The organism is Rhodomicrobium lacus (genome assembly GCF_003992725.1).
GTDB classification, from domain to species: domain Bacteria; phylum Pseudomonadota; class Alphaproteobacteria; order Rhizobiales; family Rhodomicrobiaceae; genus Rhodomicrobium; species Rhodomicrobium lacus.
The window spans coordinates 592,225-617,411 of sequence record NZ_RZNF01000002.1 but is presented as its reverse complement, the minus strand read 5'-3'; the positions used below and the strand labels follow the sequence as shown (position 1 = coordinate 617,411).

Sequence of the window (25,187 nt, the reverse complement as noted above, 5' to 3'; positions counted from 1 at the left end):
CGGAAGGTCCGAGGACATGCGGCGAATCCTCGGAATTTCAAATAGCCAGCTGGTCTTGATCCTGATTGCGGCACTTGGATTTTTGCTTATCCTATCTGTCGTGAAATTTTCGGGAGCGCCCCCAGATCGAGACCGAACATAGAGATTTTTTCCCGTGCGATAACAGCTATGCGCGCCTGCCTGCGCGCTTCTACGCCAAGCTTCCGCCGGTGCGCGTGGCCGCCCCTCGTCTTGTTCGGTTGAACGAAGACCTTGCGCGGCAACTTGGTCTCGATCCAGCCGCGCTTTCCACAACCGATGGCGTGGCGGCGCTTTCAGGAAACCGCGTGCCGCAACGGTGCGAACCGCTCGCCATGGCGTATGCCGGTCATCAGTTCGGCATGTTCGTTCCGCAACTCGGCGATGGCCGTGCCCTCCTGCTTGGGGAGGTTATCGACCGTGACGGCGTTCGCCGCGATATCCAGCTGAAAGGCTCCGGCCGCACGCCGTTTTCGCGAGGCGGAGACGGGCGCGCGACGCTCGGGCCGGTTCTTCGCGAATACATCGTCAGCGAAGCGATGGCGGCGCTGGGCATTCCCACGACACGTTCGCTTGCCGCCGTCACGACCGGCGAAACCGTGGCGCGGGTCAGGCCGTTACCTGGCGCTGTGCTGACCCGCGTCGCCTCAAGCCACGTCCGCGTCGGCACATTCCAGTTTTTCGCCGCACGCGGCGACGTGGAGGCGACCCGTCGCCTTGCCGACTATGTGATCGCGCGGCACTATCCGAATGCAGCGGGTGCGGAAAACCCCTATCTCGCGCTTCTCGGTCTCGTCTGCGTACGGCAGGCAGAACTCATCGCAAAGTGGATGCTGATCGGCTTCATACACGGCGTGATGAACACAGATAATGTGTCGATTGCGGGCGAGACCATCGACTACGGGCCGTGCGCCTTCATGGACGCTTATCACCCGGATACCGTCTTCAGCTCCATCGACCATGGCGGCCGCTACGCTTACGGGAACCAGCCGCGCGTCGCCCAATGGAATCTGGCGCGTCTCGCCGAAACGCTGCTGCCCCTGATAGCCGAAGACAAGGCCACCGCCATTGAGAGCGCGCAAGAGGCGCTCACCATCTTCGCGGCCCGCTTCGATGCGGCCTATATCGACGGGATACGGCGCAAGCTCGGGCTTCTGCGCCCCGAACCCGGGGACATTTCGCTCGCGGACGATCTGCTGAAGCGCATGGCGGCGAACGGCGCGGATTTCACGCTCACCTTTCGCGGCCTGTGCGAGACGGCGTCGGGCGTCCCGGCACACGAGACCGCGCGTCTTCAGTTTGCCGATCCGACTGTTTTCGATGAATGGGCGGTGCGCTGGCGCGAACGGCTTGCGCGCGAAGCAACCGAACCGGCCGAACGCCGCGCCGTCATGCGTTCGGCGAACCCCGCGTTCATTCCGCGCAATCACCTGGTCGAGGAGGTCATCGACGCGGCGCAGGACAAGGGCAATTTTGCCCCCTTCGAAACCCTGCTTGCGGTTCTTGCGAAGCCTTACGAGGATTTCCCCGAATTCGCCCGCTACGCGGCGGCGCCTCGGCCCGATCAGGTCGTTCATCAAACTTTCTGCGGAACCTGACGGGTCGAGCCTCACCGGCACCACACCCCGAACCCGCAATTGACCTCCTGCGCGTTCCTTAAGACGCCGACGGAAGCCGCTCGCATGGATCGATTGTTACCCGCTGGATGCGGGCGGCGGCTGGCTGCCGCCGCTTCCGCAATGGGGGCGATTGCGTACTCGCTCACGGAGCAGGCCGCGGCGCCTCCGCACTGGCAATTTCGTTTCGCAATAGGTGCCTATTCAGGCGTCTTCTACATTCTCCCTTTTAAAACAGCAGGCTCTCAAGGTCTGCTTCGGCTTCTTCCTGCACATCCGTGCAATCGGACGGCACACCGGCTTCCCCACAAGCCTGATCGTGTATGATCCGCTCTTTCTGCATGGTGTACCGGGAGCGGATCTCGGCCAGCGGCTCCCTATCGACTGTCAATGACGCGAAATCCCGATCTCCCGCTGCGGCATCGAGTGCCGAGATGACATCCGGCCAATCCTGCTGATCGTCAGCGCAATCCCGAACCCGGTCCGCCGCTTCGTCGAGAATACAAATGGTCTTCGGCCCAGCCTGCTTCAGCGTCGCCGCTTCCTGTTTGATGCGACCCATAACCGTCTCCAGCAGCCTCGCCGCGTTCATGGGATCGCCATTCACCTCACGACCCCCCGATCGCTGGGCTTCCCCTCGCGCGGCCTCGACGGCGTCTTTCAGGTCGGTCAGGATCTGACGCATGCCGGCCGCGGCGCCCTTTGCGCTCCGGGCGACGGCTCCCAGTTCACCCGCTATCACGCGCATTCCACGCGCGCTTTCTCCAAGCCTCGCGCAGAGGATTGCCATGTTGAGACGCAGAAGCTGGACCACGTGGTCGGTCGCTTCGATGGCGTCCATCTGTCCGAGAATCTCCCGCATCGCATCAGCCGTCTCCTCGCCAAGCTCGCGGACGGTGCGACGCATGTCCGCGTCCTTCTGAAGAAGGGGGACGATGGATTGGAGATTTTTCGCCAGAGCGGTCAGGGCGTGGCCGCTGTCCGCGAGGATCTCGTCTGCCCGTTCGCTCCCTTCCTCAAGCACCGCCTGAGCGTCGCGGCGAGTACCGTCGAGCGCGGAGAGCAGGGCCACAACCTCGGTGGCAAAGTCCTCATGGGTCGATGCAAGCTGCAACGCCGCAAGACGAAAAAGCATCGCCTCGGTATCGTCATCCCCAGGCCCGCCGCGGTCCAGGATCGCGCTCAGGATTTCTTCGACATGCTCAAGCCGCTGACGGGTGCTGTCACCGATCTGCATGGCGGCAATAGCATCGCCGATCCTCATGCTGATCGCCGATGTCAGTTCGCCGGATCGCTGAGCGTAGGACGCGGCGCGGCCTTGCTGAAGCTCGATGGTTGCGAGATTGGCCTTCAGCTGTTCCGAAATCGTCGCCATGATCTTCGCATGTTCGCGATTGGAGGCGAGGTGAATCTGCGTCGCTCTGGCTACGGTTTCGCTGACGCGGGCGTGGATGCTCAGGATCGAACGGACCGTTTCGCGTGCCTTGCGTCCGATCTCCGTCATATCTGCCACGAAGGCAGCGAGATCTTCGTGGCCCGCTTCGACGCCTGCCGCCACCACCCGGGCATTGATCGCGATGAGATCCAGCATTCTGATGGCGTTGGCGAGATCGTCGAGAGGATCCTTCAGCTTCCGGATCGTCTGGGCGATCTGTCCGATTTCGGTATCGTCGGCTGCCAGATCTGAGACGATTTCAGCGACTTCATCGCGAAGCGCATGCACGCACTCGGCAACAGTCAGGAAATCACGGCCCTGAAACTCCGCAACCATGGCCTGATGGGCAGCGGAAACGGTCCGTAGCAACTTCACGCCGCCTATCAGGCGTTCGCCCATTTCGAGGAACGTCCGCTCGATTGCCTTCCGAGGCTCGGCTATTTCCGCGATGATCTCCGAAGGATCGCAGACTTCCTGCACGAAGGACATTCTCGGCTTCTCGACAGCCATCACATCAAGAGCCGTCATGACGCCTTCACCGCATCGACTGTATGGTTGCGCGTTTGCATGATCACCTGCGCCATGCGCGACAGAGGCAGAACCTTTACGGCCGCTCCCCGGCGGATCGCTTCTCTTGGCATACCGAAAACGATGCTGCTTTCCTCGTCCTGGGCGATCGTGAAAGAACCCGCCTCGCGCATCTCAAGAAGACCTTGCGCTCCGTCGTCGCCCATCCCCGTCAACAACATGCCGAGAGCCTGCGGCCCGAGGCTTTGCGCAGCCGATCGGAAGAGTACGTCCACCGAAGGCCGATGCCGGCACACCGCAGGACCGTCCTTGATGGTCACGCTGACGCGGGAGCCCGCGCGCTGAAGAAGCATGTGGCGATTGCCCGGCGCGATCAGCACACGGCCGGGGATTGCCGCATCTCCGCTTTGGGCCTCCTTGACCGACACGGCGCAGATTCCATCGAGGCGGCGCGCGAAGGCGGCGGTGAATTTTTCCGGCATATGCTGAACGATGACGATCGGAGGACATTCCGCAGGCAGCGCGCGAAGGATATCACGGAGAGCTTCCGTCCCACCGGTCGACGCGCCGATGCAGACAATCATATCGCTCGCACTGTAATGATCCGCGCGCGTTCTTGCCCAACCCTGGGGAATAATGGCGTCGGCCGTGAACTTAGCCTCCACGCGGAGCGGCTGAGTCGCCCGCGGCTTCAGCCTCGCATGCGCGGCTGCCTTGGCAGTATCGCAGATCCGCATTCGCGAGTGCTGGAGAAACTCGACCGAACCGATCCGCGGCTTTGTAACGACGTCGACGGCCCCCGCCTCCATCGCTTCCATGAGCGTGCTCGACCCCTCCTCGGTCAGACTCGAACAGATCACCACCGGCAGCGGGCGCTGCGCCATGATCTTGCGCAGGAAGGTCAGGCCATCCATGCGCGGCATCTCGATGTCGAGGAAAATGACGTCAGGTATCTCCCGACGGATGCGCTCCGCGGCGACATAGGGATCCGAGGCCGTGGCCATCACCTCGAGTTCGGGGTCGCTGGAAAGAATGTCCGACAGGGCCTGGCGGACAGACGCCGAGTCGTCCACGATGAGAACCCGGAATTTTTCGCCTGAACGTCTTGTTGAATTCTGCATCGGTCGCCTCACAAAACCTGAAAGATGGATGGTGCGACCTGCCGTGCGGTCAGACTGGCGCCGACCCACGTCTCGGAATGGCCGAGAAAAAGATAGCCGTTCGGTCTCAAATGGCTGATCAATCTGCGGGTTACGGCGACCTGTGTGTCCTTCTCGAAATAGATCAGCACATTACGAAGGAAGATGGCGTCGAAATCGCGCTCGTATCGATAGGTTTCGTCCATCAGGTTGATGGCTGAGAACTGCACATGGTTCCTCAGTTCCGGGATCACGCGCACCTCATTGGCTTCGGGATCGCGCGAACGCATGAAATAGCGTCGCTGCATCGCCTCCGGGACAGGAGACACGAAACCAGCCGGATAAACCGCGCGCCTCGCGGCAGCCAGCATCCTCGTCGAGACGTCGGTGCCGAGTATCGAGAATTGGAAGCGGAGATTGGCGCCTGCCATATCGGCGAGGATCATGGCCATGGTGTAGGCCTCGGCGCCGTTTGAACTTGCCGCGCTCCAGAGTTTCAGATGCGGCGTTCTCTCGCCGGCGCGGCGGGCAACCAGATCCGGTACGGCTCGATCGGCAAGGAAGCTGAAATGATCAGGCTCGCGGAAAAAATCCGTCTTGTTTGTCGTCACCACATCGATCAGATGCGTTAACTCGGTCCCCTCGACGCCTTTGTCGAACAAGTAGGCACAATAGGCATCGAAGGTCGGCTTGGCGCAGGCGCGCATGCGCTTGCGCAGTCGCGTTTCGATCATCGTTCTTTTCGATGGCGGCAATCGGATTCCGGTCTGCCGGCTGACCAGTGTCGCTATGCGCGCGAAGTCACGGTCTCCGAGCTGATCGAAATCGGGCATCCTCTCGCGCCGGGCTTCGGCAAGCTGGGCAACGGTCATGCTAAAACTCCACAAATACGGGTCGGGTCAATCAAGGCGAGTTGCACCTGCTGCGCGCGCCTCAGGCCAACGAGTCCGACGCGAGGACGTCGGCCAGAAACAGCCGGTCGAGATCGAGGACGGTGACGAACGCTCCGGCGCGTCGTCCCACACCCGCCACGCAGTCAGCGCGCCATCTCGCTCCAAGATCCGGCGGAGGTTCGAGCGCGCCTTGATCGAGGCCGGTCACCTCGAAGACGCGGTCTGTTTTCAGACCGAATCGGCGCGTGGCTCCCTCGACCGAGACGTCGAGAACGACGATCCGGGTGTTTTGCGTGTCTGCCGAAGCCGGCAGCGCCAGTTTGGTTCGCAGATCGATCACCGGCACATTCTGGCCGCGAACATCGATCAGGCCGATAAAATCGGCCGGTGCGTTCGGCATCGCCGCGACAGGCTGGATTTCAAGAATTTGCTGAACGCTCTCGACGGGCACGGCGAAAAGACCGTCGGCGACGCCAAGCGTCACATATTGTGTTTGGTCGGTCATCCTGTCCTCGCAGTTTTTCGATAAGGGGCCCCCGGCCGCCGGAACGGCCGGGGTGATGTGAGTGGAAAAGGCTCATGCCGCTCCGTTGCGTACGAACTGCTTGTCGAGATCGTCGCCGAGCTGCTCGTTCATGTTGAGAGTGAAGCCAGTCTGGGCCGAAGGCTTTGGGCTTCTGGACGCAATCGAGGGGCTGGCGTGGCGCAGCGCGTCCTGCATTTGCGCGACGCTGAGGCGCCCCGTCGCCTTCGCGGGCTGCCGCTCAACGTTCGCGAAGCCTGCCTCATCGATCCGGAAGTAGCTGACGGCCCGCTGAAGCTGCTCGGCCTGGCCTGCCAGTTCCTCCGAAGTCGATGCCATTTCCTCGGCCGCGGCGGTGTTCTGCTGGGTCACCTTGTCGAGCTGCTGGATCGCGATGTTGATCTGCGCCGCGCCCGCATTCTGTTCACGGGTGGCGTTCGAGATTTCGAACACCAGTTCGGCGGTGCGCTGGATGTCGGGCACGAGGCGCCCCAGCATCTCGCCGGCCTGCTGGGCGGCCTTGACCGTGTCGCCGGAGAGGCCGGAGATTTCCTGCGCCGCGGCTTGGCTTCGCTCGGCGAGCTTGCGAACCTCGGAGGCGACGACCGCAAACCCGCGGCCATGCTCGCCCGCCCGAGCCGCTTCGACCGCCGCGTTGAGCGCGAGGAGGTCGGTCTGCCGGGCGATCTCCTGCACGATCAGGATCTTTTCGGCGATGGTTTCCATGGCCTGGACGGCCTTGTCCACCGCTTCGCCGCTCGTCTTGGCATCGATGGCCGACTGGCGCGCCATTTTCTCGGTCTGAGCGGCGTTGTCGGCGTTCTGCCTGATATTCGACGCCATCTCCTCCACCGAGGAGGACGCTTCTTCGGTCGAGGATGCCTGCTCCGTTGAGCCCTGGCTCAGTTCCTCGGCCGTCGCCGACAGTTCCTGGCTCCCGGCGCTGACATTGCGGGCGGACGTCGTGACCTCCGAGATGACGCCGCGCAGGCGCTCGACCATGCTGGCGAGGGCGAGACCGAGCGTGTCCTTGTCTGACAGCGGTTTGTGCGAGACGGTGAGGTCGCCGCTGGCGATCTTGTCTGCAACATGCGCGGTCTGGCGAAGATTGGCGGTCATGCCCTGCATGGCGATACCGAGCGTGTCCTTGTCCGAAAGCGGTTTGACGTCGCTGGAAAGGTCGCCGTTGGCGATGCGATCGGCGACCGCGGCAGTCGCGCGCAGGTTGCGGGTCATCGTGTTAAAGGTCTCGACCAGATCCTTGATCTCGTCGTCCGTTCTGACTTCGACAGTGTGGTTGAGGTCGCCGATAGCGACCGCATCCGCCGCGGCCTTGACCTTGCGCAGGCCGTTGTTGATGCCGAGCGAAATCCACAGGCCGGCGGCCACAGCGATAAGCAATACTGCTGCGACGGCAATCATCAGAAGCTTTAACGTATCGGCATAAAGAACGTCGGTGTCATGATCGGCTTGTTCCAACAGTTTTTGCTGAATATCAATGAGCGTCTCGACCGCCTTGCTCACCTCGGCATAGATAGTCCGGATATCGCCGTTTGAAATGTCCGTTGCGGTTGCCTTGTTGCCCGAATTCAGTGCTGCGGAAAAGTTCTGCGTCGCCTGAGTGAGCTTCTCGCCGAGATTGGAGACGCTGATCCAGTAAGGGCGTCCCGCTTCCGGAGCCTTGGCGAGACCGTCTTTCCAAACGCGTTCGGCATCCTGAAGACTGCGGACCGTTTTTCGCGAGAAATCTTCGATCTCCCGGCTGTCTTGCGCCAGAAGCGCGTTTTTCTGAGTCCTGATACTCTCAAGGATGTGGAGATTGACTTGATAGGAGAGCTCAAGCCGCTTTACCGGGCCTTTTATGACATCGGTGATGGCCGAATTCAGCGAGTTCAAGCTCGATATGGCGTAAAGGGAGAGCCCCAGGACCAAGGCGATGATGGTTCCGAAAGCCAATGCAAGTTTTAGCTTTATGGTGAAGCGCATAACACTTGTTCCGTCTGGTTGGCGCCCGCCACTATGGGCGCTCTTGGTGGTGTTGATCGGGAGATGCCCGGGGGGAGGGGCATCCGTTCTGTATGCGTCCGTGATCAAGTAAAGAGCGCCCCCTTGTAACGTTCAGTTTTTCTTGCCGTCGTCCTCGCTGTTTTCTGGTAAGGGGCCCCGGCCGCCGGAGCGGCCGGGAGGGGTAGCAAGCTCTGCCGAAGGAAGCTCATGCCGCTCCGTTGCGCACGAACTGCTTGTCGAGATCGTCGCCAAGCTCATCCATGTTGAGGGCGAAGCCGTTCTGGGCCGAGGGCTTCGGGCTTCTGGGCGCGATCGAGGGAGCGGCGTGGCGCAGCGCGTCCTGCATTTGCGCGACGCTGAGGCGCCCCGTTATCTTCGCGGGCTGCCGGTTGCGCTCGACCCTCGCCGAGCCTGCCTCATCGATCCGGAAGTAGGCGACGGCCTGCTGAAGCTGCTCGGCCTGGCCTGCCAGTTCCTCCGATGTCGATGCCATTTCCTCGGCCGCGGCGGTGTTCTGCTGGGTCACCTTGTCGAGCTGCTGGATCGCGATGTTGATCTGCGCCGCGCCCGCATTCTGTTCACGGGTGGCGTTCGAGATTTCGAACACCAGTTCGGCGGTGCGCTGGATGTCGGGCACGAGGCGCCCCAGCATCTCGCCGGCCTGCTGGGCGGCCTTGACCGTGTCGCCGGAGAGGCCGGAGATTTCCTGCGCCGCGGCTTGGCTTCGCTCGGCGAGCTTGCGAACCTCGGAGGCGACGACCGCAAACCCGCGGCCATGCTCGCCCGCCCGCGCCGCTTCGACCGCCGCGTTGAGCGCGAGAAGGTCGGTCTGCCGGGCGATCTCCTGAACGATCAGGATCTTTTCGGCGATGGTTTCCATGGCCTGCACGGCCTTGCCCACCGCTTCGCCGCTCGTCTTGGCATCGGTTGCCGACTGGCGCGCCATTTTCTCGGTCTGAGCGGCGTTGTCGGCGTTCTGTTTGATATTCGACGCCATCTCCTCCACTGATGAGGACGCTTCTTCGGTCGAAGATGCCTGCTCCGTTGAACCCTGGCTCAGTTCCTCGGCTGTCGCGGACAGTTCCTGGCTCCCGGCGCTGACATTGCGGGCGGACGTCGTGACCTCCGAGATGACGCCGCGCAGGCGCTCGACCATGCTGGCGAGAGCGAGACCGAGCGTGTCCTTGTCCGACAGCGGCTTGTGCGAGACGGTGAGGTCGCCGTTGGCGATGCGATCGGCAACCGCTGCAGTCGCGCGCAGGTTGCCGGTCATGGCGTTGAAGGTCTCGACCAGATCCTTGATCTCGTCGTTCGTTCTGATTTCGACAGTGTGGTTGAGGTCGCCGATAGCGACCGCATCCGCCGCGGTCTTGACCTTGCGCAGGCCGTTGTTGATGCCGAGCGAAATCCACAGGCCGGCGGCCACAGCGATGAGCAATACCGCTGCGACGGCAATCATCAGAAGTTTTAACGTATCGGCATAAAGAACGTCGGTGTCATGATCGGCCTGTTCCAACTGGTTTTGCTGTCTTTCAATGAGCGTCTCGATTGCCTTGCTCACCTCGGCATAGATCGTCCGGATCTCGCCGTTTGAAATGTCGGTCGCGGTTGCCTTGTCGCCCGAATTCAGTGCAGCGGAAAAGTTCTGCGTCGCCTGGGTCAGCTTTTCGCCGAGATTGGACAAGCTGGTCCAGTAAGGGCGTCCCGCTTCCGTAGCCCTGGCGAGACCGTCTTTCCAACCGCGTTCGGCATCCTGGAGACTGCTGACCGCTTTTCTCGCAAAGTCGGCGGCCTCCCGGCTGTCCTGCGTCAAAAGCGCATTTTTCTGAGCCCTGATGCTATCGGAGATGTGGAGATTGACTTGATAGGAGAGCTCAAGCCGTTTCACCGGGCCTTTTAGGACGTCGGTGATGGCCGAATTCAGCGAGTTCAAGCTCGATATGGCGTAAAGGGAGAGCCCCAGAACCAAGGCGATGATGGTTCCGAAAGCTAATGCAAGTTTTAGCTTTATAGTAAAGCGCATGATACTGTTCCGTCTGGTGCAGCCGCCTGACTTAAGGGCGGTCTTTGGTAGTGTTGATCATCAGATGCCAGGGGGGCTTCATCCGCTCTGTATTCGTGCGAAATCGAGCAAAGGGCGCCCCCTTGTAACGTTCGGTTTTTCTTGCCATCGTCCTCGCTGTTTTCGATAAGGGGACCCCGGCCGCCGGAACGGCCGGGGTGATGAGTGGAAGAGGCTTACGCCGCTCCATTGCGCACGAAGTGCCTGTCGAGATCGTCGCCAAGCTCATCCATGTTGAGGGCGAAGCCGTTCTGGGCCGCAGGCTTCGGCTTCCTGGCTGGGTTGTGGCTCGCCGCGATCGAGGGAGCGGCGTGGCGCAGCGCGTCCTGCATTTGCGCGACGCTGAGGCGCCCCGTTATCTTCGCGGGCTGCCGGTTGCGCTCAACGCTCGCGAAGCCTGCCTCATCGATCTGGAAGTAGCTGACGGCCTGCTGAAGCTGCTCCGCCTGGCTTGCCAGTTCCTCCGATGTCGATGCCATTTCCTCAGAAGCGGCGGTATTCTGCTGGGTCACCTTGTCGAGTTGCTGGATCGCGATGTTGATCTGCGCCGCGCCCGCATTCTGTTCACGGGTCGCGTTCGAGATTTCGGACACGAGTTCGGCGGTGCGCTGGATGTCGGGCACGAGGCGCCCCAGCATCTCGCCGGCCTGCTGGGCGGCCTTGACCGTGTCGCCGGAGAGGCCGGAGATTTCCTGCGCCGCGGCCTGGCTCCGCTCGGCGAGCTTGCGAACCTCGGAAGCGACGACCGCAAACCCGCGGCCATGCTCGCCCGCCCGCGCCGCCTCGACCGCCGCGTTGAGAGCGAGGAGGTCGGTCTGCCGGGCGATCTCCTGGACGATCAGGATCTTTTCGGCGATGGTTTCCATGGCCTGGACGGCCTTGCCCACCGCTTCGCCGCTCGTCTTGGCATCGGCGGCCGACTGGCGAGCAATCTTCTCGGTCTGAGCGGCGTTGTCGGCGTTCTGCCTGATATTTGACGCCATCTGCTCCACCGAGGAGGACGCTTCTTCGGTCGAAGACGCCTGCTCGGTGGCACCCTGACTCAGCTCCTCGGCCGTCGCCGACAGTTCCTGGCTGCCGGCACCGACATTGCGGGCAGACGTCGTGACCTCTGAAATGACGCTCTTGAGCTTCGCAACCATATCTCGCGCTGCCGCCAGCAGGCTGTGGGCGTCGCCGTCGCGGGTTGCCACCTTGACGTTGAGATTGCCGTCGGCGATTTCCTTGATCACGTCTCGCGCATAGGTCGGCTCGCCTCCGAGTGTGCGGAAGATGTCGCGGATAAGAAAAACCGCCGTGCCGATGCCGATGAGAAGTGCAACGCCTATGACGCTGAAGATGATCGTCTGGGACTGGGCGAAGACGGCGTCGGCTTCCTTGCTCGCGGCATCTGCGCCGGACACGGCGAGCGAAACCAGTCGATTGAGGGTCGAGGACGTATCCTCAAATGCTGCGCGGTTCTCGTTGAGTTTTTGCTCGGCCACTTCCGTCTGGTTCTCTCTTACCAGAGTTATCAGTTGGCGTGAGAGACCCATGTAGTTACCGAGTTTGGCGAGAAAGGTCTCATAGAGTTCCTTCTCCTCTGGCGCCGAGATAAGCGCCTGATATCTTTCCTGGTGCTTCTTGAAACGCTGACTGAATTCGTCCAGACGTTCTTCCGAAAAACGCCTTTCTTCTGGCGTATTCGCCATCACAAGCCTGAATTCGGCGGCGCGATATCGTCCCAGTCCGGAATTGATGCCGTGGACGGCATCAACGCTCGGTAACCACTTGTTCGTGATAACGATCGTCTGGGCCTCCATCTTGTTCATCTGCAAGGTCGCGATGCCGCCGAGGCCGCTTACGAGCAGCAGCAGTGCACCGAAGGCGAGTGCCAGTTTCGCTTTGAGAGAGAGCTGCATCTAGAGTTTCCTTTCATCCGTAGCGGAGGACGTCTCGCGATCCTCCTTCGGCCCAAAGATCCTTGCCATGTCGGGAATGATGATGAAGTCCGCGCCGCGCTTGCCGATGCCGCGAATGAATTCCGCTCGCCAGCGCATGCCCACCGCTGGCGCCTCTTCGACGGAAGCGCCCGCGATTTCAGTAACGTCGTGCACCTTGTCGGCGAGGATGCCGACCAGCGTCGGCTCACCCTCCAGATCGACCTCGATGACCACGATGCGTGTGTTGGTATCGGGCGGCGTCCGCTCCATGCCGAACATCACCCTGAGATCGGCGAGAGGCACGACCTTGCCCCGCACATTGAGCACCCCGCCGACGAAGGCCCTGGCATTGGGCACCTCGGTAATGGGCACCATGTCGAGGATTTCTCTCACGGATTCTGCGGGAAGCGCGAAGACCTCGCCCTGCAGTCCGATGGTGAGTGCCTTCATGCTCGCAGGCACGCCCGCCTTCTCGAACGCGTGGCTCATGCAACCCTCCCCAGGCCTTCGCCTCTCCACTGTCTTTCAAACGCCTGGCCGAAGGCGACGAGGGAACTGATGTCCAGTATCAGCGCGACCGTGCCGTCTCCGAGGATAGTTGCACCGGAGAAGGTCTCGATGTCGGAATGAAGTTTCGACATGGACTTGATCACCGTCTGGCTGTTGCCGATGATCTGGTCGACGACGAAGCCGACCCGGGACTCGCCCGCCGAGACGATGACGACCTTCTGATGGAGGTCCGGCGGCGCATTGACCTTGAACAGCTCCCGCAACCGCAGGAAAGGCACGATCCGTCCCCGTATGTTGAGGAAGTTCTTCCCGTTTCCGCCCAGTTCGGTTGTGCTTGGCAATTCGACGCATTCTTCCACTGCCGACAGCGGGATTGCGTAGCGTCCCCGGCCAACCCGTACGAGCATGCTTTCGATGATCGCAAGGGTCAGGGGCAGGCGGAGCGTCACGACGGTGCCTTGTCCGGGTGTGGTCGTCAGATCTATCGTGCCGCGCAGACCCTCGACCGCCCGCTTGACGACGTCCATTCCGACGCCGCGCCCCGAGACGGACGTGACTTCGCTCGCGGTCGAAAAACCGGGGTGGAAGATGAGCTGGCACAGTTCGTGGTTGCTTATCTTCTGGTCGGGCAAGACAAGCCCGGCCTCTTCGGCTTTGACGCGGATGCGCGCGGCGTCGATACCGGCGCCGTCATCGATGATCGAGATCGCGACTTCCGCGCCTGTGTGGATCGCGGCGAGGCGGACCTGTCCTCTGGCGGGCTTGCCGGCACTGGCTCTTGTCTCCGGGCTCTCCAGACCATGATCGATAGCGTTGCGAATGATATGCACGAGCGGGTCGGCCAGACGCTCGATCATGGTCTTGTCGAGTTCGGTTTCACCGCCGGTCGTGACGAAATCGACCTCCTTGCCGAGATCATTCGACAGGTCGTGAACGAGACGGCGAAAGCGCGAGAAGACCGTGCCGATCGGCACCATCCTGATTCCCATGGTGGTGTCGCGAAGCCCGGAAGAGAGCCTGCCGAGTTCTTCCACGACGGCCTTGAGATTGAGATCGTTGCTGGCGCCCGCGATCTGGGAGAGACGCGACTGGACGATCACCAGTTCCCCAACCCTGTCCATCAACTCGTCGAGCCGTTCAGCCGCAACTCTTACGGATGAACTGGCCTTGTTGGCCGCCGGTGCGATATCCCTCGCGCGACGGGAAGGCTCATCCGCATCCGGCTTGGAGGCCGCAGGCGTTTCGCTGTCCTGCTCTTCGGCTGGTTCGGGTGCCGTGAACGCGTCGCCCTGATCGATAGGTTTGATCGAAAGGTCGGTTCCGTCGCGGATGAAAAGAAAGACGTCCTCGATCTTGTCTGTTCCGACCTCGTTCGGGAAGGTAACTTCCCAGCCGAGATAGGACGCTTGCGGGTTCATGACTTCGAGCGGGGGCAGTTGATCGACCAACGCCTTCACGGAGCAGGCGCCAAGCTCGCGTAACTCATCGAGAAGAAGCAATGGATTCGTGCCGAAGGCGATCGCGTCGGCCGGAAGCCGGAAGCGGACAAGGCAACCTCCGCGGGGCCGCTCGGAAAGAGCCTCTGTAACCTCTTCCGCGTCACTCTCCGCCTTGCTCGCTGCCTCGCGAAGTTCGCTGAGGAGCCTGGCAGAATCGTCGGCATGAAGGGCGGGCTCGACGATGAGCCTATGGATGTGGTCCTTTGCTGCCAGCGCGATGGCGGCGAGCGCGGGACTGATGGGCGCACTGCCTTTGCGGACCCGATCGAAGGCCGTCTCGAATTCGTGGACGAACTCGGCCATCTCGTCGAAGCCGAACATCGCGCCCGAGCCTTTCAGCGTGTGCAGGGCGCGGAAACTCTGGTCCACGAGAGCCTTGTCGTCCGGCCGCTGTTCGAGGTCGAGCAGTGTCTCTTCGAGTGCGTCCAGGAGTTCTCTGGCTTCCTGACGGAAGGTGTCTGTTGGGTCGGAGGCTTTCATGCGCCGAGCACCTTTTTCAGAATGGCAAGGAGCTGGTCCTGCTTGAAAGGCTTCACGATCCAGCCTGTGGCTCCGGCGGCCTTCGCCTCGTTCTTCGATGCCGCGTCCGATTCCGTGGAGAGGAAGATGACAGGCACACCGGCGCTGGATGGGTGGCTTCGATATTTGCGGATGAATTCGAGCCCGTTTACGCGCGGCATGTTGAGATCGGTGATCACCGCGTCGATGGGCGTGGCCACGGCTTTCGCATAGCCGTCTGCGCCATCGACTGCCTCCATCACCTGATAGCCGGCTGATGACAAGGTGAGGGAAACCATCTGGAGGACCGATGGCGAATCGTCGATGGCAAGGATCGTTTTCGACATGAGATTTCCTTTCTCCGCTATCGTGAAAGAGCCGTCTGAGGCGGGGTAAAGCCTGCGGGGATGGCAAGGCCCGCCCTCGCGAAGGTGGTCTCGACAGCACCTTCAGGCGTGCGCAGGAGCGTAATGGTGCGCCCGAGTTTCTCGGCCGCCACGTGGGCTGCGATCAGGACTTGGAGAATTGAGACGTCGAGCGATGTGACGCGTCGTGCATCCACCAGGACTTCGTTCTCATCGCCAAGGGCCGCGAGCAGGGCTTCATGGAGTCCGCTTGCATTGCGAGGCCCGAGATCGCCCTCGAGTTCGAGCGTTCCAGCTTTCGTCTTGTCGATTACATCAGAGCACATACGGAAAACCTCCGCCTCGCAGATGCGAGGTTGCAAAAAAGAACCGATGCCCCCCGCTTTTGACCGAAGCGGATGCAACTCAGTTGCCGTGTAGATTGTATGCTATTATTTAGGGCGCTCTTCTTAAGAAGTACTGAAATGACTGATTACTTTCGTTCAGAAAGTGCACAAATATGGGTGCGAGTTCATTCAGTACAAATGTCGCTTTTATTTTAACCTGATGCCGAGCAATCATGATCGGCGGCTGGGAGGTCAGTCCGCTGCAGTATTCTCTGTCATCAGTCGGCAGGCGGAGAGAATGAGAGCAGCGGCGAGTTGGCAAAATGCGGGCCGCAGTCGGGTGCTCGCACTCCGGGGCAGCAGTCACACCCAGCAAATGCCTGCTGCAAGGTTTCGGCAGAAACGGCTTCGAACTTTAACAAGAGACCGGTTTACCGATCTGATTGCCGGGGAGGAGGGAAGAGCCGACTGAAAAACATCACTGCCACCTCACCTGATCCGACCCGACGTGATGCGCGGCTCATCCTGGTTTTGCAGTGTGTCGAACTTTGCCAGCACTTGCGGGAGCGCGGCGGGCGGTTCCTTGTTTGCCTCGGATATGCGCAGGGAAGGCAGAAAGTCCGCAGGGTGAACACCTGCGTCGGGCACAGGGCGAAGGGAGATCTTCCGACCGCAGACGGCTTCCGCGGCGGTCGCCGCTCGTAATCCCGCTCACCGGATGCGGCAAAACTTTATCCAGATCCCAGAACCAACTGCGGTTCGCGTTCCGATCAGCCTGTTGTTAAATAGGCGGGGATGAAAAAGCCGTGCAGGAACTGTCGGAAGATTTGCTGCGCGAAAGCGTCGTGGCGCAAACGCTGCCGTTTTCCTTGTCGATCAGCCTGTCTGCATCTCATCGACGGCACAGCAGGGACATGAGGCGCCATGCGGCCTCACGGCCAGCGGGGCGCAAGCGCACCCTCCTTTGAAGGCGCGACGGCTGGCTCCTGCACGCATGGACTGCGCCGATCGGGCCTGTCCTTGCGTGCTTATGATGCTGATGCGAGCGGCGCGGCGCTACTCGCCGAAAACCCGCGCGAAGATGACATCGACGTTTCGCATGTGGTGCTGGGGATCGAACAGCGCCTCGATCTTTTCGGGCGAAAGCGCCGCCGTCACGTCAGCATCGGCCTTGAGAAACGCGAGGAACTCGCCCTCGCCACGAAAGGCCCGCATGGCGTTCCGTTGCACGAGACGATAGGCGTTCTCGCGGCTGACGCCAGCCTGCGTGAGGGCGAGCAGCACTTGCTGCGAATGCACGAGGCCGCCGCCGCGTTCGAGGTTCGCCTTCATCTTCCCGGGATAAACCACGAGCTTGTCGATCACGCCCGCAAGGCGCGCCAGAGCGAAATCGAGCGTCACGGTCGCGTCCGGGCCGATCAGGCGCTCGACCGAGGAATGGGAGATGTCGCGTTCATGCCAGAGCGCTACGTTTTCCATCGCGGGGACCGCATAGCCGCGCACGAGGCGCGCCAGGCCGGTAAGGTTTTCCGTCAGCACCGGATTGCGCTTGTGCGGCATCGCCGACGAGCCCTTCTGGCCTTCGGAGAAGAACTCCTCGGCCTCGCCGACTTCGGTGCGCTGCAGATGCCGGATCTCGGTCGCGAGCCGTTCGACGGAGGACGCGATCACGCCGAGCGTTGCGAAGAACATGGCATGACGGTCGCGAGGGATGACCTGCGTCGAGACCGGCTCCGGCTTGAGGCCGAGCTTTTCGGCGACATAGGCTTCAACGCGCGGATCGAGATGCGCGAAGGTGCCGACCGCGCCGGAGATGGCCGCCGTGCCGACATCTTCTTTTGCACGCAGCAGGCGCTCCCTCGCGCGGGTGAACTCCGCATAGCCCAGCGCCAACTTGAGCCCGAACGTTGTCGGCTCCGCGTGGATGCCGTGGCTGCGGCCAACCGTAACGGTGTATTTATGTTCGAGCGCGCGGCGCTTGAGTGCGGCGAGGACCGCGTCGATGTCGGCGAGCAGGATGTCGGCCGCGCGGGTCAGCTGCACGGCGAGGCAGGTGTCGAGCACGTCGGACGAGGTCATGCCCTGATGCATGAAGCGCGCCTCAGGGCCAGCATGCTCGCTGACGCTCGTCAAAAACGCGATGACGTCGTGCTTCACCTCGCGCTCGATCTCGTCGATGCGCTGGATGTCGAACGCGCCCTTCTCGCGCAAAACCTTGGACGTGCCCGCCGGGATCGTGCCGAGCTGCTCCATGGCCTCGGCGGCGAGCGTCTCGATTTCGAGCCAGATTTCATAACGTGACTGGTCGGACCAGATGTTTGCCATCTGCGGGCGGGAATAGCGCGGGATCATGGAAAAACTCTCAGGCTGCGGCGGCTGCGCCGTCTTTTGCATCGATCTTTGCAGCGATGCTTAGCTGATGAGCCTGCAAAAGCGCAAGCAGCGATGGCAATGGCGTGCGCCCGGAGGTGAACGCGATAGTGCCGGAACCCCGTTTCGCGCCCACACCGACGATATGGCCGCGCTCCGAGAGTACGTTCGCAATGCGGCGCGCGATTGCGGGGGCAGGGTCGAGCCAGGTTACAGGCCAGGGCGAAAGCGCGTCGAGGCGTTCGAGCAACAGCGGATAATGCGTGCAGCCCAGCACCACCACATCGGTGCGCGCATGCCCTTCCTCCACGAAGCACGGCGCGATTTCGTGCGCGATGGCGGCGTCGGAAACCGGCTCGCCGCTGGCGTAGCTTTCCGCAAGCTCCGCGAGGTTCGGCGTGCCGACAAGCGTCACGCGCGCGCCCGACGCATATTTGTCGATCAGGGTATGGGTGTATTCGCGCGCGACCGTGCCGGGCGTGGCGAGCACCGAAACGAGGCCGCTGCGCGTGATGGCCGCCGCAGGCTTGATCGCGGGCACCGTGCCGACGAAGGGCACGGAGAAGGCGGCCCGCAGCGCCGAAAGCGCGACCGTCGAAGCCGTGTTGCAGGCGAGAACGACGCAATCCGGTTGGAACGCCGTCAGCGCATTACCGACGAGCTGGAGAAGCCGGTCCACGAGTTCGCCTTCCGGCTTCGGGCCATAGGGAAAGGCGGCGTCGTCGGCGATGAAAAGCACTTCCGCTTCGGGGATCGCGGCGCGCGCCGCCTTCAGCACGGTAAGACCTCCGAGGCCCGAATCGAGGAACAGGAGCCTCGCGGCGCGTTTGCTGTCGCTCATGGTGTCGCCATCGCCTTTCGGCTGTTTCGCGCAGGGAGGCCGCATGGCCCGGCGCGCGAGACGCCGCGCAAGTCATACTGCATTCATGCGCTTGCGAAAAGGTTGCGATAGCTCTGCGTGCCGTCCGGCAGGGATGAGGACGCCGCATGGACGCCGCGTGCGATTGCGCGGGCGAGGCAGTTCGCGGCGGCCGCGCCGATATAGGGCAGCGCGGTGTCCCGGTCCGAAAGCACCGCCCGCGCCGTGGCGAGCGCGAAGACGATGTCGCCGTCGAGCGGCGAGAAAACCGGATGGATCGCGCGCGCCATGCCCGCCGCCGCCATCGTTGCCACGCGTTTCGCCTGTGTTTGCGTCAGCGGCGCGTCCGTCGCGACGACACAGAGTGTCGTGTTTGCGCCGGCGAGCGCCCCGTATTTCAGCACGGGCCGCGCGGCTTCCGGCGGGATCGGATGAGGCAGGCCAAGTCCACCGAATTCCGCGCCGTGCTCATAGGGTGCGGCCCAGAAATGCGCCGTGTCCGCGACCGTCACCGCGCCAGCCGCGTTCACCGCCGCGAGCGCGCCGACGACGACCGCTTCGCCGCCGAACGTCAGGCGCTCGGACGCGCTGCCGAGGCCGCCGCGCATTGAAAGACCTGCCCCCCGCGCGACCGTCGCCCCGTATCCGGCACCGGCCGAGCCGAGCGCAAAGTCTCCGCCTGCCGCCTCGGCGGCCTTGAAACCAAGTTCACGATAGGGCGCCTCGCGGCCCCAGTCCTTGTTGCCGCCGTTGATGAGATCGAACAGGATCGCCTGCGGAACGATGGGCACCCGCACCGGGCCAACCTGAAAGCCGCGTCCGTTTTCGCGGAGCCATGTCTGCACGCCGCTCGCCGCATCGAGGCCGAAGGCGCTGCCGCCGGAGAGCACGATGGCGTCCGCCGCGCCGACCGTGCCTTCGAGGCCGATGGCGTCGCGCTCGCGCGTGCCGGGGCCGCCGCCCATCACGGTTGCAGCCGCAACGACGGGCGCGTCGGCCAGAATGACGGTCGTGCCGCTCGCGATGCGTGTATGTTCGGCGTTGCCGACCCGCAGCCCCTCGACGTCGGTGATGAGATTGCGCACGCCGTTCGCTCCTTCGCTGTGAAAGGGGTAGGCGCTTTATGTGGGGTATAAGGCGCGTCGGCGAAGGGCCGGGCGACGCCAAGGTTTCGTGATCGAACGAACCAATCGGCGGGCCCGCGCGGCTTCGGTGCGAAGCGACCTTGAGCGCCGCCTTCCGTGAATTTACGGCGTGACCGTGCAGGGAATATTGCGTTGCCTGATGGCTCCGCAAAGCGCCGTCGCCGCCGCCTTCGCCTTGTACGGCCCTGCCTGAATGCGATAGCCGCCTGCGCCGGACTCCACATCGAGATCGCGATTCACGAGGATGTCGGAAAGTTGCGCCTTGATCTGGCGGGCGGTTGCCTGCCCGGCCTGCTGACTGGGAGCGGAGCCGAAGACGATGAGGAAACCGTCGGCTGGCGATGCCACGGACGACGCCGATGTGGCCGTCGAGACAGGCGTCACCGGAGGGGTGGAAACCTTCGCGGGAGGCGTCGCTTTCGCAACGCGGGCGGGCTTGGCGGGTGCGTCGGCCTGAAGCGAAGGATCGACGCGGATCGGCGCGGCGCGGCGTGTCGGCGCGGGGCTGACGACGACCGCGGAGGCCGCGGCTTGCTGTTGCGCTTGCTGTTGCTGCGACGCGGAGGCTTGCGCTTGCCAGCCTTGTTGTTGCGGCTGCTGCGCCTGAGCGGCCTGCTGGCCTCCCGACGATCCGCCAAAAATGCTGTCGAAGAACCCGCCGATGCCGCCGCCCGACGAAGACTGTGCCTGCGGAGGGGAAGATTGGGGATCGGGCTGGGAAGCCGGCGCCTGAATTGCGGCCGGATTGTTCGCGTGCCTGGAGCGTCCCTGAGCCGGTTGGCTCGCTTGCGGCGCGGCAGATGCCTGTTGCTGCTGCGGGCTCAAACCCATCGCAGCCATCACGCGCTCCTTGCCTTCGTTTGCCGTCTTGCGGTCGGCGGCCGGAAGGCTCTCCATCCAGAGCGCGTTGGAATAATCCTGAAGCGCGCGGGCGTAGGAACCGCTTCGCTCGTTGATACGGGCGCGGAGCAAAATCGCGCGCGCCGCAAGTTCCCCGCTGAGACCGGCACGGAAGGCTGCATCGATAAGGGAGGATGCGTCCGAATAGGCGCCTGCGTCGAAGGATCTCGTCGCGCGGCTGAGAAGATCGACCCCTCGGCTGTCGCCGCTCTGCGCAAAGGCGACGATGGATCCCCCGCAAAGCCCAGCGGAAAAACCGAAGGACAAGACGAGACTAACGACAAACAATCTGATGCAGCCAAGCCCCATGGAAAAGCAATCGCCCGTTCCGTCACCTATCAACACATGCGCTAACGCACCCGAACGCACACGTAACCACTAGATTAGGGCATAGCCGTGTCTAACCTGCCTAGCGCGATTCGGCAGCGCGACAGCGGATGCACAGAGGCTAATCCACAGAGGGAGCGGGCGCGCGGCCCGATTTGCACAGAAACAAGCGAGAGTCTGCTGCTTGAGCCGCCGGCCGCAATCCGCCGGGAAAGACGGCGCCGTGGCGGCGGATCGCGCCTGTGTACCGTCTCGCGTCATAGCCGACTTCAAAGCCGGTGATGCGGAAGCCGTTTTGCCAATGAAACCCATCGCTGAAACAGTTGCGTCTTTGAGAACCTCAGCATATTCTGCCCGAACCGAGCCGCCCGGCGCATTTCAGGGCATGCCGTGGCGGCTTTTTCGTGCTTCTCCAAATGCGAGACGCGCTGGCGGCTTCTTCAGCCGCAAAAGCTGTTTCGTGCGAGAGATCCAATAAGAAAGGAAGCAAAATGCCCAAGATGAAGACCAAGAGCGGCGTGAAAAAACGCTTCAAGATCACCGGAACCGGGAAGGTTCTCGCCTCGCAGGCGGGAAAGCGTCACGGCATGATCAAGCGGACTCCGAAGTTCATTCGCAATGCGCGCGGCAGCGTCGTCCTCGAACCGGGCGATGCGAACCATGTGAAGAAGTTCGCCCCCTACGGGCTTGACTGATCACCGAAACGACGCAACGATTGAGCTTGGAGACGACGAACAATGTCACGTGTGAAACGCGGTGTAGCCGCACACGCCCGTCATAAGAAGGTTCTTGAGCAGGCGAAGGGCTTTTACGGCCGCCGCAAGAACACCATCCGCATCGCGAAGCAGGCGGTCGAAAAAAGCCTGCAATATGCTTATCGCGATCGCCGGACGAAGAAGCGCAATTTCCGCTCGCTGTGGATCCAGCGCATCAACGCCGCCACGCGCGAACACGGCCTGACCTATGGCCGCTTCATCGACGGCCTCAACAAGGCGGGAATCGAGATCGACCGCAAGGTTCTGTCCGACCTCGCCATCACCGATCCGGCGGGCTTCGCGGCGCTCGTCGGCAAGGCGCGCGAGGCTCTGCCCGCGGAACTCAGGTCTGCATGAGGCTTGACGAACTGACAGTGCCCGAGTTGCTCGCGCTGGCGAACATCCTTCTTCGGATCGCCGACGAAATTCCGAAGGAAGACGCCCGCGCGACGCGGGATGCGCGCGACGAGATCACTTATGTTCTGAAGCTGATTTCGGAGAAGGAGGGCAAGAAAGAGCCCTCTCCCGCGTTGCTCAACTAGAGCTCCGCCTGCAACTCGAACCCTGTCCGTTCAAGGAACAGCCCGCGATGCGCCCCAGGGTGCATGGCGGGTTTTTTTATCGCTTGGCGATGTTCAAAAGGTCGCCGAAACCCGATGGCTTCGTGCACGCCGTCTTCAGCGGTCTTGACCCCTCCGGCCAAAAGTGGCACGCCAATCGCACATCGCCATTCCTTCCCGAACGAGAAAGACCCCATGGAAACGCTTGCGGATTCCGCACCCGATCTTGACGCCCTGTCGAACCGGCTGGTCGAGGCCGTGGGGAATGCGGGCGACCTCGCCGCGCTCGATGCCATCCGCGTTTCGGCGCTCGGCAAGAAGGGCGAAATCTCGGAGCTTATGAAGAAGCTCGGGACGCTGCCGCCGGAGGAACGCAAGAGCTTCGGGCAGGCGGTCAATGTGGTGAAGGACGCGGTCGCCGCCGCGCTTGATGCGCGCAAGGCCGAACTCGAAGCCGCAGCGCTTGCCGAAAAGCTCGCGACCGACCGCGTGGACGTGACGCTGCCCGTGCGCGCCAACCCTGCCGCCGAAGGCCGCATCCATCCCATTTCCCGCGTCTGGGAAGAGCTGATGGTGATCTTCGCCGACATGGGCTTTTCGGTCGCGGAAGGCCCCGACATCGAGACTGACGACAACAATTTCACGCGGCTGAACTTCCCCGTGGGTCATCCGGCCCGGGAGGCGCACGACACGTTCTTCTTCAATCCGAACGAGCAGGGCGAACGCCTCCTGCTGCGCACACACACCTCGCCCGTGCAGGTGCGCACCATGATGAAAGAGAAGCCGCCCATTCGCATCATCGCGCCGGGCCGCGTCTACCGCATGGATTCGGACCAGACGCATACGCCGATGTTCCATCAGGTCGAGGGCCTCGTCATCGACCGCGCCACGCATATGGGGCATCTGAAATGGGTGCTCGAAGAATTCTGCAAGGCGTTCTTCGAGGTGCCGGACGTGAACATGCGCTTTCGCATGTCGCACTTCCCGTTCACGGAGCCGTCTGCCGAAGTGGATATCCAGTGCGACCGCTCGGGGCCGGAACTCAAGATCGGGCAGGGCAGCGACTGGCTCGAAATCCTCGGCTGCGGCATGGTGCATCCGAATGTGCTGCGCTCCTGCGGCATCGACCCGGACGAGTGGCAGGGCTTCGCCTTCGGCATGGGCATCGACCGCATCGCAATGCTGAAATACGGCATGCCGGATCTGCGCGCGTTCTTCTCCGGCGATCTGCGCTGGCTGAAGCATTACGGCTTCTCGCCGCTCGCCACGCCCTCGCTCGCGGGCGGCCTGTCGAGTTGAGGCGCGGGCGTTCGCGATAAATCCGCAGGATTTGTGAAGCGCCGCCGTGCTTCAACACATCACCTGCTCACGGCGAACGCGGCGGTGCGATGACGGAAAACATCTGGCAGCAATACGAGGCGCGGCTTCTTCGGGTGCTGGAGCACATCCACGCCCATCTCGACGAAGACCTCGACCTCGAAAAGCTGGGCGAGATTGCTTGCCTGTCATCGTATCACTGGCATCGCATCTATCGCGCGGTTCACGGCGAGACGGCGGCGCAGACCATTCGCCGCCTGCGCCTTCACCGCGCCGCCACAGAACTCGTGGAAACGCGAAAGAGCGTGTCGGCGATTGCTGCCCGAGCGGGTTACCCCAACCTGCAGTCGTTTACGCGCACTTTCGGCGCGGCCTACGGCCTGCCGCCCGCCGCCTATCGCGAGCGCGGCAAGACCGTCTATCCGACTGCCCAGTCTGAAAAGGCAAGTGCCATGTATGAAGTCACCATCAAGACGATAAAGCTGATGCATCTCGTCGGGCTCGCGCATCGCGGCCCGTATCCGGAGATCGGCGCCACGTTCACGCAACTCGGCGTACTCGGCGGTTCGCGTGGCCTGTTCGCGCGGATGAAGGGAAGCGTTGCGCTTTATTACGACGACCCGGACGTGGTTCCGGCGGAGAAGCTTCGCTCGCTTGCGGCGATATGGGTGGACACGCCTGAATGCGTCGAGCCGCCGCTCGAAGCCGCGATCATCGAAGGCGGCGATTATGCGATGCTGCGTCATGTCGGCCCGTATTCAGACCTGCACAAAGCCTATGGCTGGCTTTACCGCACGGGTCTACCCAGTCTCGGGCGCCCCGTGAGCGATGCGCCGTGCTTCGAGGACTACGTCAACGATCCGAAAAAAACGCCACCCGCCGAGTTGATCACCGACATCTACGTGCCGTTGGCATGAAGTTGCTGCCACATGGGGGCGGCGGCGTCGATGCGGCGGCTCTCGTCTCAGCCGTCGCCGCCCCTCATCCTCGGTCGATGAGACGCGCCGCTACCTGATCCAGCGAAGGGCGGGACGCTCGGCGACGCTAGGCCACGTGGACAGCAATCTCGGTACGAAATCGTGGATGGAAAAGAGCGTCGTGGCCTTGAGCGCCTCGATTTCCTCCGGCGTGCTCACGGGCACCCATGTGACGTTCCGCAATAAAATCCGCAGGATTTGTGAAGCGCGGCCGTGCTTTATTCCCTGATGCTCCACAGCTCTAATTTAGAGCCGCAGGCATCAAAAGCCATATAAATTTTCAATCCGCCCGAATAAATGTGTGTTTGGACCTCGTCACAGCTGTTTTTTTCATCCAACGATTTTATCTCTGCTTTTTGATGCGCATCAGCGCAATACAATTTGCAGCAGTTTTTATTTTCGGCCAAAAAGCGCAAAGTTAAATCGGTGCTTTGACCCATTACACGGTTGGGGTCAAGCTTGCGCGCATTATGCAATATTGCTTGGTCCAAGAATTCCCAGTTTCTTAAGAAACCGTCGCGTCCATAACAATAACCCGGCTTATGTGGCTCGAAAAATCCCACGTTCTCATTCCAAAACATATATATTAAGACAAAAATACCTATTATCGTCGCTATAAACGATGCGACGATGCTT

General features: G+C 62.2%; 23 protein-coding genes. 6 read left to right on the top strand and 17 right to left on the bottom strand.

From position 1 onward, the window contains the following. Nucleotides 1-125 precede the first annotated feature (125 nt). The gene (locus EK416_RS03640; RefSeq protein WP_127076111.1) at nucleotides 126-1,616 is read left to right on the top strand and encodes a protein adenylyltransferase SelO; all 1,491 of its coding nucleotides are present in this window, start codon (nucleotides 126-128) and stop codon (nucleotides 1,614-1,616) included. 247 nt (nucleotides 1,617-1,863) lie between these two features. On the opposite strand, the gene EK416_RS03635 is transcribed toward EK416_RS03640, so the two are convergent. The 15 genes from EK416_RS03635 to EK416_RS03565 form a co-directional block, all read right to left on the bottom strand. Then, on the bottom strand, nucleotides 1,864-3,597 hold the full coding sequence (locus EK416_RS03635; RefSeq protein ID WP_127076110.1) for a hypothetical protein: 1,734 nt from the start codon (nucleotides 3,595-3,597) through the stop codon (nucleotides 1,864-1,866). After that, nucleotides 3,594-4,718 (bottom strand): protein-glutamate methylesterase/protein-glutamine glutaminase, encoded by a 1,125-nt coding sequence (locus EK416_RS03630; RefSeq protein WP_127076109.1) that lies wholly within the window; start codon nucleotides 4,716-4,718, stop codon nucleotides 3,594-3,596. The genes EK416_RS03635 and EK416_RS03630 overlap by 4 nt, the downstream gene beginning before the upstream one ends. Before the next feature lie 8 nt (nucleotides 4,719-4,726). Next, on the bottom strand, nucleotides 4,727-5,608 hold the full coding sequence (locus tag EK416_RS03625; RefSeq protein ID WP_127076108.1) for a CheR family methyltransferase: 882 nt from the start codon (nucleotides 5,606-5,608) through the stop codon (nucleotides 4,727-4,729). Nucleotides 5,609-5,669: 61 nt separating this feature from the next. Next, the gene (locus EK416_RS03620; RefSeq protein WP_127076107.1) at nucleotides 5,670-6,134 is read right to left on the bottom strand and encodes a chemotaxis protein CheW; all 465 of its coding nucleotides are present in this window, start codon (nucleotides 6,132-6,134) and stop codon (nucleotides 5,670-5,672) included. Nucleotides 6,135-6,206: 72 nt separating this feature from the next. Then, nucleotides 6,207-8,138, bottom strand: coding sequence for a HAMP domain-containing methyl-accepting chemotaxis protein (locus EK416_RS03615; protein ID WP_127076106.1), 1,932 nt, complete (start codon nucleotides 8,136-8,138; stop codon nucleotides 6,207-6,209). Nucleotides 8,139-8,364: 226 nt separating this feature from the next. Beyond that, nucleotides 8,365-10,182, bottom strand: a complete 1,818-nt coding sequence (locus EK416_RS03610; protein ID WP_127076105.1) for a methyl-accepting chemotaxis protein — start codon at nucleotides 10,180-10,182, stop codon at nucleotides 8,365-8,367. 215 nt (nucleotides 10,183-10,397) lie between these two features. After that, nucleotides 10,398-12,122, bottom strand: a complete 1,725-nt coding sequence (locus tag EK416_RS03605; protein ID WP_127076104.1) for a methyl-accepting chemotaxis protein — start codon at nucleotides 12,120-12,122, stop codon at nucleotides 10,398-10,400. Then, nucleotides 12,123-12,632, bottom strand: a complete 510-nt coding sequence (locus EK416_RS03600; protein ID WP_127076103.1) for a chemotaxis protein CheW — start codon at nucleotides 12,630-12,632, stop codon at nucleotides 12,123-12,125. It abuts the gene before it with no gap. Beyond that, complete coding sequence (locus EK416_RS03595; RefSeq protein ID WP_127076102.1) at nucleotides 12,629-14,632, bottom strand: chemotaxis protein CheA; 2,004 nt, start codon at nucleotides 14,630-14,632, stop codon at nucleotides 12,629-12,631. The genes EK416_RS03600 and EK416_RS03595 overlap by 4 nt, the downstream gene beginning before the upstream one ends. Next, a complete protein-coding gene (locus tag EK416_RS03590; protein ID WP_127076101.1) occupies nucleotides 14,629-14,997 on the bottom strand; it encodes a response regulator in 369 nt (122 codons plus the stop codon). Before EK416_RS03590 ends, EK416_RS03595 begins: the two co-directional genes overlap by 4 nt. Nucleotides 14,998-15,014: 17 nt before the next feature. Then, on the bottom strand, nucleotides 15,015-15,341 hold the full coding sequence (locus EK416_RS03585; protein WP_127076100.1) for an STAS domain-containing protein: 327 nt from the start codon (nucleotides 15,339-15,341) through the stop codon (nucleotides 15,015-15,017). A gap of 1,056 nt (nucleotides 15,342-16,397) precedes the next feature. Next, complete coding sequence (gene purB, locus EK416_RS03580; protein WP_127076353.1) at nucleotides 16,398-17,693, bottom strand: adenylosuccinate lyase; 1,296 nt, start codon at nucleotides 17,691-17,693, stop codon at nucleotides 16,398-16,400. A gap of 10 nt (nucleotides 17,694-17,703) precedes the next feature. Continuing rightward, nucleotides 17,704-18,552, bottom strand: coding sequence for a glutamate racemase (gene murI / locus EK416_RS03575; protein ID WP_127076099.1), 849 nt, complete (start codon nucleotides 18,550-18,552; stop codon nucleotides 17,704-17,706). Nucleotides 18,553-18,635: 83 nt separating this feature from the next. Then, on the bottom strand, nucleotides 18,636-19,655 hold the full coding sequence (locus EK416_RS03570; RefSeq protein WP_127076098.1) for a P1 family peptidase: 1,020 nt from the start codon (nucleotides 19,653-19,655) through the stop codon (nucleotides 18,636-18,638). Nucleotides 19,656-19,817: 162 nt separating this feature from the next. Next, nucleotides 19,818-20,957 carry an SPOR domain-containing protein gene (locus tag EK416_RS03565; RefSeq protein WP_164729836.1) on the bottom strand — a complete coding sequence of 380 codons (1,140 nt, stop codon included), beginning with the start codon at nucleotides 20,955-20,957 and terminating at the stop codon, nucleotides 19,818-19,820. A 476-nt stretch (nucleotides 20,958-21,433) separates the two neighbouring features. On the opposite strand from EK416_RS03565, the gene rpmI reads away from it, so the two are divergent. From rpmI to EK416_RS03540, 5 genes are all read left to right on the top strand, one after another. Next, nucleotides 21,434-21,637, top strand: a complete 204-nt coding sequence (gene rpmI, locus EK416_RS03560) for a 50S ribosomal protein L35 (RefSeq protein ID WP_037235405.1) — start codon at nucleotides 21,434-21,436, stop codon at nucleotides 21,635-21,637. Between the two features lie 42 nt (nucleotides 21,638-21,679). Then, complete coding sequence (gene rplT / locus EK416_RS03555; protein WP_037235402.1) at nucleotides 21,680-22,054, top strand: 50S ribosomal protein L20; 375 nt, start codon at nucleotides 21,680-21,682, stop codon at nucleotides 22,052-22,054. Further along, a complete protein-coding gene (locus tag EK416_RS03550; RefSeq protein WP_127076096.1) occupies nucleotides 22,051-22,239 on the top strand; it encodes a hypothetical protein in 189 nt (62 codons plus the stop codon). Before rplT ends, EK416_RS03550 begins: the two co-directional genes overlap by 4 nt. 213 nt (nucleotides 22,240-22,452) lie before the next feature. Continuing rightward, nucleotides 22,453-23,556: a phenylalanine--tRNA ligase subunit alpha gene (gene pheS / locus EK416_RS03545; protein ID WP_127076095.1), complete on the top strand. Its 1,104-nt coding sequence runs from the start codon at nucleotides 22,453-22,455 to the stop codon at nucleotides 23,554-23,556. An 89-nt stretch (nucleotides 23,557-23,645) separates the two neighbouring features. Then, nucleotides 23,646-24,491: an AraC family transcriptional regulator gene (locus EK416_RS03540; protein WP_127076094.1), complete on the top strand. Its 846-nt coding sequence runs from the start codon at nucleotides 23,646-23,648 to the stop codon at nucleotides 24,489-24,491. Between the two features lie 90 nt (nucleotides 24,492-24,581). Here the strand turns inward: EK416_RS03540 and EK416_RS18080 are convergent, their stop codons facing one another. Further along, nucleotides 24,582-24,716 carry a hypothetical protein gene (locus tag EK416_RS18080; protein WP_281023857.1) on the bottom strand — a complete coding sequence of 45 codons (135 nt, stop codon included), beginning with the start codon at nucleotides 24,714-24,716 and terminating at the stop codon, nucleotides 24,582-24,584. Between the two features lie 53 nt (nucleotides 24,717-24,769). Beyond that, on the bottom strand, nucleotides 24,770-25,114 hold the full coding sequence (locus EK416_RS03535; protein WP_127076093.1) for a hypothetical protein: 345 nt from the start codon (nucleotides 25,112-25,114) through the stop codon (nucleotides 24,770-24,772). Nucleotides 25,115-25,187: the final 73 nt, after the last annotated feature.

What these genes read in the sequence shown, in the direction of transcription:
- EK416_RS03590 (WP_127076101.1), bottom strand. Translation starts at nt 14,997, where the DNA reads ATGTCGAAAACGATCCTTGCCATCGACGATTCGCCATCGGTCCTCCAG.
- pheS (WP_127076095.1), top strand. Translation starts at nt 22,453, where the DNA reads ATGGAAACGCTTGCGGATTCCGCACCCGATCTTGACGCCCTGTCGAAC.
- murI (WP_127076099.1), bottom strand. Translation starts at nt 18,552, where the DNA reads ATGAGCGACAGCAAACGCGCCGCGAGGCTCCTGTTCCTCGATTCGGGC.
- rpmI (WP_037235405.1), top strand. Translation starts at nt 21,434, where the DNA reads ATGCCCAAGATGAAGACCAAGAGCGGCGTGAAAAAACGCTTCAAGATC.
- rplT (WP_037235402.1), top strand. Translation starts at nt 21,680, where the DNA reads ATGTCACGTGTGAAACGCGGTGTAGCCGCACACGCCCGTCATAAGAAG.
- EK416_RS03630 (WP_127076109.1), bottom strand. Translation starts at nt 4,718, where the DNA reads ATGCAGAATTCAACAAGACGTTCAGGCGAAAAATTCCGGGTTCTCATC.
- EK416_RS03595 (WP_127076102.1), bottom strand. Translation starts at nt 14,632, where the DNA reads ATGAAAGCCTCCGACCCAACAGACACCTTCCGTCAGGAAGCCAGAGAA.
- EK416_RS03625 (WP_127076108.1), bottom strand. Translation starts at nt 5,608, where the DNA reads ATGACCGTTGCCCAGCTTGCCGAAGCCCGGCGCGAGAGGATGCCCGAT.
- EK416_RS03600 (WP_127076103.1), bottom strand. Translation starts at nt 12,632, where the DNA reads ATGAGCCACGCGTTCGAGAAGGCGGGCGTGCCTGCGAGCATGAAGGCA.
- EK416_RS03615 (WP_127076106.1), bottom strand. Translation starts at nt 8,138, where the DNA reads ATGCGCTTCACCATAAAGCTAAAACTTGCATTGGCTTTCGGAACCATC.
- EK416_RS03620 (WP_127076107.1), bottom strand. Translation starts at nt 6,134, where the DNA reads ATGACCGACCAAACACAATATGTGACGCTTGGCGTCGCCGACGGTCTT.
- EK416_RS03585 (WP_127076100.1), bottom strand. Translation starts at nt 15,341, where the DNA reads ATGTGCTCTGATGTAATCGACAAGACGAAAGCTGGAACGCTCGAACTC.
- EK416_RS03610 (WP_127076105.1), bottom strand. Translation starts at nt 10,182, where the DNA reads ATGCGCTTTACTATAAAGCTAAAACTTGCATTAGCTTTCGGAACCATC.
- EK416_RS03635 (WP_127076110.1), bottom strand. Translation starts at nt 3,597, where the DNA reads ATGACGGCTCTTGATGTGATGGCTGTCGAGAAGCCGAGAATGTCCTTC.
- EK416_RS03540 (WP_127076094.1), top strand. Translation starts at nt 23,646, where the DNA reads ATGACGGAAAACATCTGGCAGCAATACGAGGCGCGGCTTCTTCGGGTG.
- EK416_RS03550 (WP_127076096.1), top strand. Translation starts at nt 22,051, where the DNA reads ATGAGGCTTGACGAACTGACAGTGCCCGAGTTGCTCGCGCTGGCGAAC.
- EK416_RS03605 (WP_127076104.1), bottom strand. Translation starts at nt 12,122, where the DNA reads ATGCAGCTCTCTCTCAAAGCGAAACTGGCACTCGCCTTCGGTGCACTG.
- purB (WP_127076353.1), bottom strand. Translation starts at nt 17,693, where the DNA reads ATGATCCCGCGCTATTCCCGCCCGCAGATGGCAAACATCTGGTCCGAC.